Here is a 15,885-nt window from a genome sequence, read left to right as displayed (position 1 = left end):
CTCCATCAATCGATTTGTTTAATCTCGGTTGCTGTTTGGCATTGTCGGATGAAGGCGTCCGCCAGCTCTTTTGGCGGAGGAGGATATCGCGTCGCTCCATCGCCATCAGCATAGACCTCGCTCACTTCGAACCATGGCCCGCGAAGCAGTTGATTGAGCTCGGCCTGAGAGGGATGCAGGACATAATGCGCCGATTTGCTGAAGCCCCCATATTCCCAGATCGGCTCGGCCAACAGCGACACATGTCGGCTTCGAAGACCGAACATCGGCATCAACTGCGGCGGCCCGCCGACATCGGTGGCGAACTCGTAGGCACTTCCCCAGACCTCAAGCCTTCCGTCTGCTTCGCATGAAAGCAGAACTTCGACGTCAGGGACTGACGGGTACAGGCTGTCTCTCTCGGCGATCACCAATGTCGGCGTGTTCGCCCATATCGCGGGTGCGCGGTCCCAGACATAGAGGCGGTCGAAGTCCTGTTGAGCGAACACCATCACAGTCGGTCGCGCCGGCTCTTCTCTTGAACAGGCTGTGATCAGAGCTGCAACAGCGACGACTGACGAGACATTGCGCATAGCCAGATGGATGCACGTCAGACGAACGCCGACAACCGAAACCTAAACCTGCCCCATCGCCAGGAAGGCGCGGCCCGCCGCGAAGTCGCCGGCCTCGAAGGTGGAGCGGGCGATGCTGCCGTCGCGGAACAGGAACTCGACGGTGAAGACCTCGCGCGGGTCCAGGGCCGACAGGGCGTCGGCGGCGGCGGCGGGGAACAGCCAGGCCTGACCGGCCGGACGGCCTTCGGGCAGCAGCATCGTATCGGCGCTGGTCACCCCGGCGGCCCAGAAGGCGCGGCGCTGGGCGGCGGGCGGCAAGTCGTGCGACAGCCACGGACGCGGCGCCACCGTGTGGTCGCGCATCACCACCCGCACGCCGGTCGGCCGCGAGCGCCCCTGCCAGGACACGACGGCGGCCAGTTGATCGGGCCGGTCCATGCCGCCCACCACGCCGAACCGCACGGGCGAGGCGCCGGTCACGGTCGCCTGCATCAGCCGCCAGGTCGGGCGCGCATAGGCCGCGCGATCCGCGCTCCACTTTCGGCGATCGCCGGGAAACTCCATCCGCGTCGTGCGCGACCAGCCGGAAAAGGCGGTCTGGACCCGGCCCTGAACCGTCTTCAGGTCGGTGGAGCCGCACGGCGTCGTGTTCGCCCGCGCCCGCGCCCGCTGAGCCGTCTCGGCCAACTGCCGATCGTTGGATCCGGCGCGCAGGGCCGCGCCCCGCGCCTGATAGGCCGCAGCCGTCAGGGCGGCGGTCAGCTGCGGCTCAAACAGGCCGCAGCGGTCATTGGCGGCCAGCACGAAGCTGCGCTCATAGAAGCGGTCCTGCGGCGCGGCGAAGGCTGCGACGGGCGTCGCGGCGATCAGCACGGCCGACAGGAAACCTCTGGCTTGCCGGGGGGAAAGGCCTATCCTCATGCCCCGACCCTAGCGCGGCAGGGTTGGGGTTCCGTGTTCGAGCAGGGTTAGCGAATTGCTTCTTTCCAGCGACCTGTGGGTCAGCGCCCTGATCCGCCGCGCCCAGATCGAGGGCGCCTATGCGACCGTGGTCAAGAAGGGCGACGCCCGCGCCGGCTCGGTCATCGTCAAGGCCTACGACACCTCCACCCGCACCGCCCGCCTGTTCACCGAAGCCTTCGGAACCGACGGCGACCGCCTGTGGATCCAGCCCGTCACCTCCGACAGCGAAACCGAACTGGACGCCTATATCGCCCGCCAGCGCGGGTATGACCCGGACCTGTGGGTGGTCGAGATCGAGGACAAGCAGGGGCGGCACTTCATCACGGAGACGGTGCAGGGGTAAGCGCCTAGCAAATGTCTCTCGCGATAATCAGAGGTGCATTAGCTTGAGGGGACACTCAGGATTTTGCATCAAATTCCGAAAATAGGAGATGCCTTGGCAAGAAAAACAGTAACAACGCATGCTCTTCGCATTAAAAAGACAACTCTCGCTCAAGAAAATCTCTTTGAACTTGACGGGATACAAACAACACAGCCCGACCTGAATATCGAGAAATGTCTCTTTTAAAACCGTACATTAAGCTTGGAATTCGAGCGCCACTAAGAATATTGACTTGTGACCATGGGAAAGGCCGCTGCTCATACACTGATCCGGCACGGTCAATTTCGTTGAATATTTTATTTCTGCTTGTTCCGGAAATATCAAATCTCGGGAACTCCCTCATGTCGAAAATGACACTTGGCGCGAGTTCTCGTATAGCCTCCAAAATTTCCAGACCATGCATCTCTTCCAAAGGGAGCGCTACAAAGCTCCGGATTTCGTCAGAGTCTGAATGTCCAAGCGGAAGTTCCAACTGAAACGCATCGGCATGACGCTTTCTGGCGCTAGCGCGCCAAAAATTATCATTCACCGATTTTCGTAAGAAGCTCATGTTCTAATAGAAAGCTTTGCTTCCAATTCAGGGTAGCCCACTTTGAACGACGAGAATTCATCGCCCCATTCAGGACTCTGAATTTCAATGTCTCCCGTGGCCTTATCCTTAAGCTGCCGAGTTTGCTCAAAGGCCTTGATATAAAGCCGAGGAGCAACGCCGACAAATGGATGGAATAATACCTTGCCGTCTGAAATGGCACCCCCCGATTCTCGCGAGGCAGCGATATCTTGGGGAAAAGGAGGCTGCCAGTCGTTGGGAACCGTTGCAATCGCGTCTGAATGTAGCTTCAAGGCTAAGCTTTTAGGATACGGTTCAATATATTGAACTTCATACACCCCCGCGCTTACGACATGCCTCGCACAGTAATGGCAGGGAAATGTAGTGACGAATAGCTTCGTCCCAGTTGTACTAACTCCTGCACGCGCAGCAGAAACAAGAGCATCCATTTCAGCATGCACAGCACGACTAAACTCTACTAACTGACCCAACCGAGTTCGTTTAATTCTAGCAACCAGATCGTTTCTCGGCTGGACGAGGCCAAGTTCCGGAATGGCTGCTATCAATTCGTCGATAATTGTATTTTGCTGGCGAGTACTTCGACAAAATCGACCCTCCGAATGAAATGCGCAGCGGTGGTCGACATCCTCGCCGTGAGATTCTCCATAGACTCCCCCCCCGGCTTTGGGAGCCTCATTCGTACCAGTAGCTATGACAGTTCCATCGGATTGGACCAAGGCCGCACCTACTTGGCGAGACAGACACGCGCTTCGAACTCTAGCCGAATGGGCATGATGCATCGCAGTTTCGGCAATCGTAGGTCTCACGATCTTCTCATGAGTTATGATGTCCAGCAACCGCCCCACATCGTCGACGATTTTCTGCTGTCGCGGCGTGTCCGCCTCGGCTGTATTGTCTACGAAAAAGTCAGACTGATGGAACACATCTGTGACATGTTGACCATGCTTCACGCTGCCGTCATCAGCGTCTCGAGCAATGAATGAATCAACTTCTTTTCCTGCTTCTTCGCTTCCCCAGCGCTCTTTCAGAAAATGTTTTTCAAGGAGCCTTTGGCGTCGTGTTCCCTCTTCACAAACAACGCCGATGAGCGCGAAGGAGTTGGCGTAGGCTCGCCTTAATAGTTGGACTTCCGCAGGGTGTCTAAGTGAGTCGATGATGAAAGCTCGACGCTTTTCATCAGGCTCCACAATCTGCCCCTCGATGTAGGGAACTCCCATCAAGCGAGCTCTCTCTTCAGCAATCTGGCTTAGAGCCAACCTTGCTAAAGAGGCGCTATCGGATTTTCGTATCTCATCACCGAGATCTTGCATACCAATAACACTCTCTAGCGTCTTTGGTGCTCTCGGCGAATTTTCTACAGGGACTGGCAGTCCACGTTCCCTGGCTGCAGATACAATGCAGCTACTCAACTTAATCTGTATGGGCTGATAGCCCGACTCATTAGCCGCTTTAGCAAGAATTTCAGCGATCTTGCTGCTTCCCGAACCCACCGGACCGACAACGGCAAGAAATATTTCGTTCGAACGACTGCTAGCCAACAGGGCCTTTGCGTCATCTCCGGCGTCGCGTGCAGGCGGTAGTTGGCGCCTCACAAGTGTCGTCACAGCCAAGTCGTTCTCCTCCAGGAAAATTTCCCTCAACCTATGGACGATTTTGGTGGCGCTGCGTCAATCCTCGTCCATCTTCAGGGCGGCGATGAAGGCTTCCTGCGGGATTTCGACCTTGCCGAACTGGCGCATGCGCTTCTTGCCGGCCTTCTGCTTTTCCAGGAGCTTCTTCTTGCGGGTGGCGTCGCCGCCGTAGCATTTGGAGGTCACGTCCTTGCGCAGGGCGCGCACGGTCTCGCGGGCGATGATCTTGCCGCCGATGGCCGCCTGGATCGGGATCTGGAACAGATGGGGCGGGATCAGTTCCTTCATCTTCTCGACCATGCCCCGGCCCCGCGTCTCGGCGCGGGCGCGGTGGACCAGCATCGACAGGGCGTCGACCGGCTCGGCGTTGACCAGGATGGACATCTTCACCAGGTCGCCGACCTTGTATTCGGTGATCTCGTAGTCGAACGAGGCGTAACCCTTCGAGATCGACTTCAGCCGGTCGTAGAAGTCGAACACCACCTCGTTCAGCGGCAGCTCATAGACCACCATGGCGCGGTTGCCGACGTAGGACAGTTCGATCTGCTGGCCGCGACGGTCCTGGCACAGCTTGATGACACCGCCCAGGTATTCGTCCGGCGTCAGGATGGTGGCCTTGATCCAGGGTTCGGCGATCGTCTCGATCTGCATCACGTCGGGCAGGTCAGCTGGGTTGTGCAGGTCCATTTCGGAGCCGTCGCGCAGGCCGATCTTGTAGACAACGGACGGCGCCGTGGCGATCAGGTCGAGGTTGAACTCGCGGCTCAGGCGCTCCTGGATGATCTCCAGGTGCAGCAAACCCAGGAAGCCGCAGCGGAAGCCGAAGCCCAGAGCCGCCGAGCTTTCCATCTCATAGGTGAAGGAGGCGTCGTTCAGGCGCAGCTTGCCGATCGCGGCGCGCAGGTCCTCGAAGTCGGCGGCGTCCACCGGGAACAGGCCGCAGAAGACCACCGACTGGACTTCCTTGAACCCCTTCAGCGGCTCGGCGGTCGGCTTCTTCTCGTCGGTGATGGTGTCGCCGACGGCGGCGTGGGCCACTTCCTTGATCTGTGCGGTTATGAAGCCGACCTCGCCGGGACCAAGCTGGTCCACGGGCGTGTTCTTGGGCAGGAAGACGCCGACCCGGTCGATCAGGTGGGTCGAGCCGTTGCGCATCATCTTGACCCGCATGCCGGTCTTCAGCACGCCGTCGAAGACCCGCACCAGCACGACGACGCCGAGGTATGGGTCGTACCAGGCGTCGACCAGCATGGCCTTCAGCGGGGCATTCACATCGCCCTTGGGCGCCGGCAGCTTGGTGACGATGGCCTCCAGCACCTCCTCGATGCCGATGCCGGACTTGGCGCTGGCCAGGACGGCTTCGGAGGCGTCGATGCCGATCACGTCCTCGATCTGGGCGCGCACGCGATCTGGCTCGGCGGCCGGCAGATCGACCTTGTTCAGGACCGGGACGATCTCGTGGTTGTTGTCGATGGCCTGATAGACATTGGCCAGGGTCTGGGCCTCGACCCCTTGCGAGGCGTCCACGACCAGCAGCGAACCTTCGCAGGCGGCCAGGGACCGGCTGACCTCATAGGCGAAGTCCACGTGGCCCGGCGTGTCCATCAGGTTCAGGATATAGTCCTGCCCGTCCTTGGCCCGATAGGTCAGGCGCACGGTCTGGGCCTTGATGGTGATGCCCCGTTCCTTCTCGATCTCCATATTGTCGAGCACCTGCTCGGACATCTCGCGCGCGGTCAGGCCGCCGGTGTGCTGGATCAGGCGGTCGGACAGGGTCGACTTGCCATGGTCGATGTGCGCGACCACGCTGAAGTTGCGAATGTTCGAGATCGGGGGAGTCGTCATCCGCGCGCCCCTATCACGCGCGGGCGCCGGGGACCAGACGCGGCACGATCCGCCGCCCGTGCGGGCGCGTATTACAGCTTGGCAATGATGGCGTTTGTCTTTGAGCGCGGCCCAGGGACGCTATAAGGGAAACAGCCATCGCCTGATCGCTCTTCAAGGACGTTTTTCCGTGCTCCAGACGACCCGACCCACACTTCTGGCCGGTGCGGCCGTTCTGGCCGTCCTGCTGCTGGCCGGCTGCGGCGGCGGAGACGACAAGCAGGCCGACGGCAAGGAGGCGGCCAGCGCTCGCCAGACCGTGACCGCCGCGACCGTGACCCAGATCAACCTGGCCCGCACCGTCAACGCCTCGGGCTCCGTCTCCGCCTGGGAAGAGGTGCCGGTGGCGGCCGAGACCGGCGGCCTGACCGCCGTCGCCGTCTATGTGGACGAAGGTTCCTACGTGCGTCAGGGCCAGCCACTGGTGCAGATGAACGACGTCCTGCTGCGCGCCCAGCTGCGCCAGCAGCAGGCCCAGGTGCAGCTGGCCGAGGCCAATGTGGCGCGCGACAACGCCGCGCTTGATCGCGCGCAGCAGCTGAAGGAACGCGGCTTCCTCAGCCAGGCGTCGCTGGACACGGCCCTGGCGAACCAGCGCAGCTCGAACGCCAATCTGGCCGCCGCCCGCGCGGCCCTCAGCCAGATCCAGACCCAGTTGTCACAGGCGACCATCCGCGCGCCCGTCAGCGGCCTGATCATCAGCCGCAGCGTCACCAAGGGCCAGATCATCGCCGCCGGGACCGAACTGTTCCGCATGGTGCGCGACGGCCGGCTGGAACTGGACGCCCAGGTGCCGGAAACCGAACTGTCGCTGGTCCGCGCCGGTCAGTCCGCGATCGTGGCCTCCAGCGAGGCCGGCCAGACCACCGGCTCGGTCCGCATCGTCACGCCCGAGGTCAATGCGCAGACCCGCCTGGGCCTGGCCCGCATATCCCTGGCGCCCGGCGCCCAGCTGCGCCCCGGCATGTTCGCCCGCGCCGAGATCGCCGTCGGCGATCAGCCCGCCCTGGTCGTGCCGTCCTCGGCGGTCGTCTATCGCGAGGCCAAGGCCGGCGTCTATGTCGTGGGTCAGGGCGATGTCGTCCGCTTCGTCCCGGTCACGACCGGGGTTCGCAGCGGCGACCGCGTCGCGGTCACGGGCGTCCAGGCCGGTCAGCGCGTCGTGGTTCAGGGCGCAGGCTTCCTGGGCGAAGGCGACCATGTGACGGTGGCCCCGGCGACCGCGGCGCCCCAGCCGGCGACGCCCGCCGCCCCTGCCCCCGCCGCTGCAGCCGCGCGCTAGGATCGGACCGATGGGCTTTCAGAACATCTCGTCCTGGTCGATCAGGAACCCGATTCCCATCGTCCTGCTGTTCGTCGTCCTGACGATCGCGGGGACGATGAGCTATTTCAAGCTCAGGACGAACAACTTCCCCGACGTGGACCTGCCGGTCGTCGCCGTGACCGTTGTCCAGGCCGGCGCCGCCCCGACCGAGATGGAGACCCAGGTCACCCGCCTGGTCGAGGATGCGGTGGCGGGGCTGGGGTCGGTCAAGCACATCACCTCTGTCGTCAACGAAGGGGTGTCCACCACCTCCATCGAATTCCAGCTGGGCGTGAACCTGGAGAAGGTCACCAACGACGTGCGCAACGCCGTCAGCGGCATCCGACAGAACCTGCCCGCCGACGTGCAGGAACCGATCGTCCAGCGCATCGAGTTCACCGCCATCCCCTTCGCCAACTATGTGGTGCGGGCGCCGGGCATGAGCCCCGAGGAGCTGAGCTGGTTCGTCGACAACACCGTGGCCAAACGCCTGCTGTCGGTGCGCGGCGTCAGCCAGATCAGCCGTGACGGCGGCGTCAGCCGTGAAATCCGCATCAAGCTGGACCCCGCGCGGCTTGCCGCCTCGGGCGTGACGGCCGCCCAGGTGTCGAACCAGCTGCGCGCCTCCAACATCAACCTGCCGGGCGGCCGCGGCGAGATCGCGGGCGAGGAACAGGCCATCCGCACCGTCGGTTCGGCCAAGTCGGTCGAACAGCTGCGCGAGACCCTGATCCCCATCGGCAGCCGCAGCGTGCGCCTGGGCGACCTGGGCCAGATCACCGACGAATGGTCCGAGCCGCGCGGCCGCGCCCGCTTCAACGGTCAGGAAGTCGTCGGCTTCGGCGTCTCGCGCGCCATCGGCTCGTCCGAGGTGGACGTCTATGACCGCGTCAAGGCCGAGATCGAGAAGCTGGACCAGGAGCGCGGCGACGTCGCCATCGAGGAGGTGGCCAACACCACCGAGGACGTCGTCAACAACTTCCACGCCTCTGTCGAGACCCTGGTGCTGGGCGCCCTGCTGGCGATCGCGGTCGTCTTCATCTTCCTGCGGGATTGGCGCGCGACCCTGATCGCGGCGGTGGCCATGCCGCTGTCGCTGATCCCGACCTTCTGGGTGATGGACCTGACGAACCAGTCGCTGAACGTGGTGACGCTGCTGGCCCTGTCGCTGACCATCGGCATCCTCGTGGACGACGCCATCGTGGAGATCGAGAACATCGTCCGCCACATCCGCGACGGCAAGGCCCCCTACCCCGCCGCCATCGAGGCGGCCGACGAAATCGGCCTGGCGGTCATGGCGACGACGGCGACCCTGATTGCGGTGTTCGCCCCCACCGGCTTCATGCCCGGCGTCGTGGGTCAGTTCTTCAAGAGCTTCGCCATCGCCACCTGCGTCAGCGTTCTGTTCTCGTTGCTCGTGGCGCGAACCCTGACGCCCCTGATGGGCGCCTATCTGCTGAAGCGCGACCAGGGCAAGGAGCACAAGGAGCCCTTCTGGATGGGGCCCTATCTGAAGGCCCTGAACTGGGCGCTGGGCGACGACTGGCGCAAGCGCCGCGCCGACCACCATCCGCGCGCCAGCTGGTTCCGCCGCAAGGTCGCAGACCGGATGTTCGATCACCGGCTGTGGGTGCTGGGGATGGGGATCCTGTTCTTCTTCCTGTCGATCTTCATGGCGACGAAGCTGCCGGGCGAGTTCATTCCGGTCGAAGACATCTCGCGCTCCACCGTGACGGTGCAGTTGCCGCCGGGCGCGACCCTGGCGGAGACGGATTCCGCCGTGCAGCGCATCAACCGCGAACTGATGAAACGGCCCGAGGTGGCGTCGGTCTATTCGTCCGTCGGTTCGGCGACGACCAGCTTCGGCCCCGGCGGCGGCGGTTCGGCCGGCGAGGTGCGCAGCGCCAACCTGACCGTCAATCTGGTCGGGCGCTGGGATCGCAAGCTGAACCAGCAGGAGTTCGAACGCGACATGGGACCGGTGCTGCGCCAGATCCCCGGCGCGCGGATTCAGTTCGGCGCCTCGGGCGGCGGCGGCGGGTCCAGCCTTCTGACCATCGCCCTGGTCGGGGACGAAGCGAACGTGCTTGAGCCCGCGGCCGCCAAGGTCGAGCGCGAGATGCGCAGCATTCCCGGCCTGTCCAATGTGGTGTCCTCGGCCTCGCTCGTACGGCCGGAAATCCTGGTCACGCCGCGCGCCGATGTCGCCGCCCTGCAAGGGGTGTCGACCCAGGACATCAGCCAGGTGGCGCGCGTCGCCACCCTGGGCGACGCCGATCAGCTTTTGCCCAAGTTCAACCTGGGCGACCGTCAGGTGCCGATCCGGGTCATGCTGACGGAACAGGCGCGCTCGGATCTGGGCGTGCTGGAGAACCTTCAGGTGCCCACGGCATCGGGCGCGACGGTGCCCCTGTCGGCGGTGGCGGACATCACCTTCGGCGCAGGCCCCAACCAGATCAATCGTCTAGACCGACTGCGCGTGGCCAACATCACCGCCGAACTGACCGGCCTGACCCTGAGCCAAGGCACGCAGGCGGTGAACGCCCTGCCCGCCATCAAGTCCCTGCCGCAGGGCGTCAGCCAGAAGCCGTCGGGCGACGCCGAAAGCTTCCAGGAACTGGGCATGGGCTTCGCCTTCGCCATCGTGACCGGCATTCTGCTGATGTATGTCGTGCTGGTCCTGCTGTTCAAAAGCTTCTTCCACCCGATCACCATCCTGGCGGCGCTTCCCGTGTCGTTCGGCGGCGCCTTCTTCCTGCTTCTGGTGACGGGCAAGTCGCTGTCCATGCCGGCCCTGATCGGCATCATCATGCTGACCGGGATCGCGGCGAAGAACTCCATCCTGCTGGTCGACTACGCCATTATGGCGATGGAGAAGGGGATGGGCCGACACGACGCCCTGATGGACGCCGCCCACAAGCGGGCGCGGCCGATCATCATGACGACCATGGCGATGGGGCTGGGGATGCTGCCGATCGCGGCGGCGTTCGGCGAAGGCACCGCCTTCCGCTCGCCCATGGCCATCGCGGTCATCGGGGGGCTGATTACCTCGACCGCCCTGTCGCTGCTGTTCGTGCCGGTCGTGTTCAGCCTGATCGACGGGGTCAAGCGCCGCCTGGAAGGCCGACTGGACAAGATGTTCCACGGCCAGCACGGGCACGAGGAGCCGGCGGCGGAGGATCGCCCGGCCTGATCCGCCCACGGCTGAAACAACCGAGGCCCGGCGGAGCAATCCGACCGGGCCTTTCTTTTGGCGCTGTGGCGTCTGCGATCTAGGGCGTGACGGGTGCGCCGGGCCAGGACAGGCGGGCGATCGCACCGGGCGATAAGGGCCGCAGCGACCATTCTCCGCCAAGCTGGCGGGCCAGCGCCGTAATGATTCGCAGTCCAAGGCTAGTCGGTTCGGCGCCCGTATCCTCGGCGACGCCCACGCCGTCGTCGGCGATGGTCAGGGTGCGCACCGCGCCGTCGTCGCACAGGTCGATCGTGATCCGGCCGGGCCGATCGGGGAAGCCGTGCTCCAACGCGTTGTTGACGCATTCCAGCATGATCAGCACCACGGGCGTGGCCTCTTCGGCCGACAGCATCACATCGCCGCCGGAGATGGAGACGACCACGTCATCACGCGCGGCCGCCGTCAGCGCATCATCGACGATCGATCGGGCCACATCGTGAAAGGCCGTCTTCTTCTGATCGGCGTCGGCCAGACTGCGCTGGATGCGGGCGACCAGACCGGTGCGGGCCGAGGCGTCGGTCAGGGCCTTTTTCGCGCCCGGATCGACGGTGGTGCGCGCCTCCAGCTTCAGCAGGGCGCTGACCATCTGGATGTTGTTCGACACCCGGTGCTGCACTTCCCGGAGCAGGATGTCGCGGCTTTCCGCCAGGGCGGCGTTGCGCTCGACCTCGCGCGCCAACCTGGCCGACGCCTTGTCCATTCCAACGATGAAGAAGATATCGACAGCGACGACGAAGGCGTAGAATCCGATGGCGACGAGGGTGGCGACGCCCAGGTCGAAGCCCGGCGGGCCGATCCAGAACCACCACGCCGACAGGCCCGACAGGGTCGCCGTCAGAACGGCCGGACGCAGGCCCGCATAGTAGGCGACCAACACCACGGCTGGAAAAAAGGTCAGATAGGGAAAGCCCGGCGGAAACCAGTGGGCCAGGCCATAACGCAGCCCGAAGGCGATCAGCCAGGCGACGACGGCCAGGGCATAGCCACGCCAGGCCGGATGACGAAACGTCTGGTGACGCATTTGCTTCCTCGGTGGACGCAGGGCGTCGATAAAACGCTGTATCGGGCAGTCTAACGTCCGCGTCCAGAACAGTTCGACGACTGAAATCTGTTGATCGGCCGAAACTTAGGCCGGGTCCCCGTCTAGACAGCGCCGGGTCGCGCCCGTCGTCAGGCCTGATTGCAAAGAAAAAGGGCCGGCCGGTCGCCCGGTCGGCCCTTCGTCGGTCAGCCTTAAGGGCTGGCGATCAGTATTTGACCTTCAGCGTCACGCCGTAGGTGCGCGGGGCGCCGAGATAGGCGTTGTAGGTCGCCGTGTCGGTGGCCTGGTTGTAGTAGGTTCCGTCCGCTTGCGGCGTCGTGGTGTTTGCGAAGGCCGTGCCTTGCAGCGGCGCGGCGAAGCCGACCTGGGTGTATTCTTCTTCCAGCAGGTTCTGGCCCCAGACCTCCAGCGTCCAGCGTTCGTCGGCCGAACCGATCGAGACCCGGCCGTTGACGACGGTGAAGGCGTCCTGGTTCTTGTACGGCAGCAAGTCCGAGCCGGTGTTGTATTCGGTCGAATATTTGGCCGACAGGTTGAAGCCGCCGCGCAGGCCGCCGCCCAGTTCGCGATCGAAGGCCAGGGCGCCGGTCAGCGACCATTCCGGAGCGAACGACGCACGCGCGCCCGGCAGCAGCGACAGCTGCGGGAAGCGGCCGGGGCTGGACAGGTCGCCGGCGCCGAACTGGCCGTATTTGGCGTCGGTGTAGGTCACGCCGCCCTGGAAGCTCAGTCCCTCGACCGGGGTGAACCAGACCATGTCGGCGTCGACGCCGCGCGAGGTCAGTTCCGGGATCGATTCCACCACGAAGGCGGTGCCCAGGAAGGTGTTCAGCTGGAAGTTCTCGAACTTCTGGTCGAAGTAGGTGACGTTCAGCAGCATGGTGCGGTCGAACAGGGTCGTCTTGACGCCCGCTTCATAGCTGTCGACGGTCTCGGCCTTGAAGAACAGCGAGGCGTCCGGCGTCACGCCCGTCTGCACCCGGTCCATATTGTAGCCCGCGCCCTTGTAGCCGCGCGCATACGAACCATAGACCATGATCGACGGGTTGAAGCGGTAGGACGCTTTGATGGTGCCCGAGATGTCGGTGTCGCTGAACTTCTCCTGGATCCGGCGACCGTCGTACTGCGGGTTGGACCAGGGCAGGCACAGCAGACCGAGCGCGGCGGCCGGCGTGGCGACGTTGGCGGTGCCGGGGATCGGCGAGACGGTACGGTTGGCCGGGTTCTGATTGGCCAGGGCGCCGCCGCAGGCCGCTCCGTTGGTGCCCAGGTTGTCCTGGATGCCAAACAGACGCTTGCTGTCGTAGGTGTAGCGCAGACCCAGGTTGATATCGAAGGCCTCGGTCACCCGGTAGGTGTTGTTGGTGAAGACGGCGACCGATTCCGACTTCTGGGAATAGTGGTCCTCATACGCTTTGCCAGCCGCGAAGGTCGGGGCGGCGGCGCTGGGCGGCACCGCGCCGATCACGCACAGCGGCTGGCCCGCAGCGGCGCCGGCGGTGCCGACCAAGAAGCCGTTCGGATTGCTGAAGCAGCCCAGGCGCGACGGGCTGGGGCCGCCCACAGCCGCCGGCAGCGAGGCCGTCAGCAGCAGGGAGGCGAAGGCGTTGTAGTCCGAGCCATAGACATAGCTGTCGTCGCGATAGACGCCTTCCTTGGTGGCGAACAGACCGACCAGCCAGTCCAGCTTGTCCGACGTACCGGCCAGGCGGAACTCTTGCGTCAGGTTGTCGACGCCGTAGCCGTTCGACCCGTCGTTGGCGCGGTACAGGATGTCGGCGCCGGTGTAGTCCAGGTCCATCCCTTGCTGGAACGACCAGTCGCGCCACGAGGTCTGCGACGTCAGGGTGGCGTTGATGCTGGGGAAGTCGATGGTCGCTTCCGCCGACAGACCCATGTCCTCGATCTCTTGCGGCGTCTCGCGGTTCGAATAGGCCAGGCGAGAGAAGGGCACCGTGCCGAAGGTCGCGTTCGGCGGCGTCTGTCCGGGGCCGTTCGGCGCGGTCAGGGCGGCGATGAAGGCCTGGGTCGGGCCGACGCGCGTCTGCACGGCGACGCAGCAGTATTCCTCGCGCTTGGTGTAGTCGGCGATCAGGCGCACCGAGACGTCGTCGCTGGGCAGGATCAGCAGCTGGCCGCGCGTGGTCCAGTAGTCCTGGGTCTGGTCGTCCTTGCGGGTGTTGGGGCCGTCGCCGTTGTTGACGTCATAGAATCCGTCACGCTCGCGGTGGGCGACGAACAGGCGACCGGCCACCTGGTCGGTCAGGCCGCCGGTGACGGAGACCGAACCGCCGATGGCGCCGAAATTGCCGCCGGTCAGTTCGCCCGAGATCGACGGGTCGAACGAGGGGCGTTCGGTGATGATGTTGATGACGCCGGCCGAGGTGTTCTTGCCGAACAGGGTGCCTTGCGGCCCCTTCAGGACCTCGATGCGGCTCAGTTCGCCCAGGTCGCCGAAGCCGACCGAGTTGCGCGAGCGATAGACGCCGTCGATCACCACGCCGACCGAGCTTTCCAGACCGGGGTTGTCGCCGACGGTGCCGGCGCCGCGGATGCGCACGGTTGTGGAGGCTTCCGACTGGGTCGAGGTGACGGTCATGCCCGGCGTCAGGATCTGCAGATCCTTGATGTCCTGCACGCCCGCGCCGTCCAGGATTTCCTGCGACAGGGTCGTGACCACGATCGGCACGTCCTGCAGGCTCTGCTCACGCTTCTGGGCGGTGACGATGATGTCGTCGACGGTCGCCGGGGCTTCCTGCGCGGCGGCGACGCCGGCGAATCCCATGACGGCGGCGCCCATGACGGCGGCGGACACAGTGGTCCTGAGTTGAAGATTGCGGCGCATAGGCGTCCTCCCGGCTGAAGCCGCGACGCCAGTGGCGATCGCAGCGTTTCCTGTTCCCTCGACGTCCCCTACGTGGGGGATCATTCGTTAGGGACAGGCTAAGCGCGGTTCGGGCCGACCGACAAGCGAGCGTTGTTACCCGCGACGATTTTTCGCCGCGGATTCGCCTTTGTGTGTCAGGGAAGCGACAGAAAACGCTGACGCTAGGTCAGTTTTTGCCCGTCTTTCGCCCCAGAGGCTCCACTTCAGGGTGCAGGGCGACAGGATCGACCTGACGACCCCGACCGGCGAAACCCAGTACGAGCGCCGCCGCGACCGCCGACAGGATCGAGCCGCCGATGACGCCCAGCTTGACCTCGACCTGCTCGGGCGAATCGACCGCGCCGGGGAAGGCCAGGACGCCGATGAACAGGCTCATGGTGAAACCGACCCCGCACAGCAGGGAGACGCCGTAAACCTGTAGCCAGCTGGCGCCCGTCGGCCGCGCGCCGATCCTCAGCGCCGAGGCCAGCCAGGCGGCGCCCAGGACGCCGATCTGTTTGCCGAAGAACAGGCCGAGCGCGATGGCGATGACCAGGGGCGCGAACGCCTGCTCCATCGACAGGCCGGCGAAGGAGACACCCGCCTTGGCGAAGGCGAACAGCGGCAGGACCAAAAAGGCGTTCCATGGATGCAGGTCGTGCATCGCCTCCTTCAGCGGGCTCTGACCGTCTTCGGCCCGGCCCTTGATCGGCACGATCATGGCGAAGGCCACGGCGGTCAGGGAGGTGCTGAGCCCCGACAGCACGGTCAGATACCAGACCAGGGCGAACCCCAGCACCCAGAAGGGCGCGGGAATGCGGATACGGTGCGCCGCGACCGCGCCGACGGCCAGCGCCCCCAGCGCCCAGAACAGCGGCGTCCAGTTCGCGCCCTCGCTGAACAGCACGGCGATCAGGGCGATGGCCCCAAGGTCGTCGACGATGGCCAGGGTCAGCAGGAAGACCCGCAACGACGACGGCAGCCCCTTGCCCACGAAGCCGAAGATGGCCAGCGCAAAGGCGATGTCGGTGGCCAGCGGAATGGGCCAGCCGGCATGCGGCGCCCCGATGGCGCCGGAGAGCAGCAGATAGACCGCCGCCGGCCCCGCCATGCCGCCCAGCGCCGCCAGCACCGGCGTCGCCAGCTTCTTCGGATCGCTGAGTTCGCCGCGCACGATCTCGTATTTGATCTCCAGCCCCACGACGAGGAAGAAGATCGCCATCAGACCTTCCTTAATCCAGTCGGAGATCGTCTCCTCCAGCCGGATCGGGCCGATCTGCAAGACGTGGTAGCTCTTCAGCCAGGCGAAATAATCGGCCGACCAGGGCGAGTTAGCGATCGCCACGGCGGCGATGGCGGCCAGCGCCAGGGCCGAGCCTGATGCGGCCTCGGTCTTGAGGAAATCAAGTGTCAGTTTGCGCGCCACGGCGGCCTCCAAGCGAACGGAAGTTTCG

General features: G+C 64.5%; 11 protein-coding genes. 3 read left to right on the top strand and 8 right to left on the bottom strand.

Annotation, left to right across the window (positions count from 1 at the left end; genetic code table 11):
- Positions 1–5 precede the first annotated feature (5 nt).
- Positions 6–572, bottom strand: coding sequence for a hypothetical protein (locus ASF31_RS07480; RefSeq protein WP_162233950.1), 567 nt, complete (start codon positions 570–572; stop codon positions 6–8).
- Positions 573–614: 42 nt separating this feature from the next.
- On the bottom strand, positions 615–1,475 hold the full coding sequence (locus ASF31_RS07475) for a hypothetical protein (protein ID WP_055754058.1): 861 nt from the start codon (positions 1,473–1,475) through the stop codon (positions 615–617).
- 55 nt (positions 1,476–1,530) lie between these two features.
- Here ASF31_RS07475 and ASF31_RS07470 point away from each other — a divergent pair, with 55 nt between their 5' ends.
- Positions 1,531–1,860 carry a DUF1491 family protein gene (locus tag ASF31_RS07470; protein ID WP_055754057.1) on the top strand — a complete coding sequence of 110 codons (330 nt, stop codon included), beginning with the start codon at positions 1,531–1,533 and terminating at the stop codon, positions 1,858–1,860.
- Between the two features lie 130 nt (positions 1,861–1,990).
- Here the strand turns inward: ASF31_RS07470 and ASF31_RS14565 are convergent, their stop codons facing one another.
- The 3 genes from ASF31_RS14565 to lepA all read right to left on the bottom strand — a co-directional run bounded on the left by ASF31_RS14565 (position 1,991) and on the right by lepA (position 5,946).
- Positions 1,991–2,449 (bottom strand): hypothetical protein, encoded by a 459-nt coding sequence (locus ASF31_RS14565; RefSeq protein ID WP_162233949.1) that lies wholly within the window; start codon positions 2,447–2,449, stop codon positions 1,991–1,993.
- Complete coding sequence (locus tag ASF31_RS14290) at positions 2,446–4,074, bottom strand: anti-phage dCTP deaminase (protein WP_156355970.1); 1,629 nt, start codon at positions 4,072–4,074, stop codon at positions 2,446–2,448. Before ASF31_RS14290 ends, ASF31_RS14565 begins: the two co-directional genes overlap by 4 nt.
- A gap of 63 nt (positions 4,075–4,137) precedes the next feature.
- Positions 4,138–5,946: a translation elongation factor 4 gene (gene lepA / locus ASF31_RS07460; RefSeq protein WP_055754055.1), complete on the bottom strand. Its 1,809-nt coding sequence runs from the start codon at positions 5,944–5,946 to the stop codon at positions 4,138–4,140.
- A 169-nt stretch (positions 5,947–6,115) separates the two neighbouring features.
- Between lepA and ASF31_RS07455 the strand changes: the two genes are divergently transcribed.
- A complete protein-coding gene (locus ASF31_RS07455; protein WP_055754193.1) occupies positions 6,116–7,267 on the top strand; it encodes an efflux RND transporter periplasmic adaptor subunit in 1,152 nt (383 codons plus the stop codon).
- Positions 7,268–7,277: 10 nt separating this feature from the next.
- A complete protein-coding gene (locus ASF31_RS07450) occupies positions 7,278–10,481 on the top strand; it encodes an efflux RND transporter permease subunit (protein ID WP_055754054.1) in 3,204 nt (1,067 codons plus the stop codon).
- A 79-nt stretch (positions 10,482–10,560) separates the two neighbouring features.
- On the opposite strand, the gene ASF31_RS07445 is transcribed toward ASF31_RS07450, so the two are convergent.
- From ASF31_RS07445 to nhaA, 3 genes are all read right to left on the bottom strand, one after another.
- Positions 10,561–11,544: a sensor histidine kinase gene (locus ASF31_RS07445; RefSeq protein WP_055754053.1), complete on the bottom strand. Its 984-nt coding sequence runs from the start codon at positions 11,542–11,544 to the stop codon at positions 10,561–10,563.
- A 226-nt stretch (positions 11,545–11,770) separates the two neighbouring features.
- A complete protein-coding gene (locus ASF31_RS07440) occupies positions 11,771–14,410 on the bottom strand; it encodes a TonB-dependent receptor (protein ID WP_055754052.1) in 2,640 nt (879 codons plus the stop codon).
- 208 nt (positions 14,411–14,618) lie between these two features.
- A complete protein-coding gene (gene nhaA, locus ASF31_RS07435) occupies positions 14,619–15,857 on the bottom strand; it encodes a Na+/H+ antiporter NhaA (RefSeq protein ID WP_055754192.1) in 1,239 nt (412 codons plus the stop codon).
- Positions 15,858–15,885 lie beyond the last annotated feature (28 nt).

Source organism: Brevundimonas sp. Leaf280 (assembly GCF_001422455.1).
Lineage (GTDB): Bacteria > Pseudomonadota > Alphaproteobacteria > Caulobacterales > Caulobacteraceae > Brevundimonas.
This window is presented reverse-complemented; position numbering and strand designations above follow the sequence as displayed.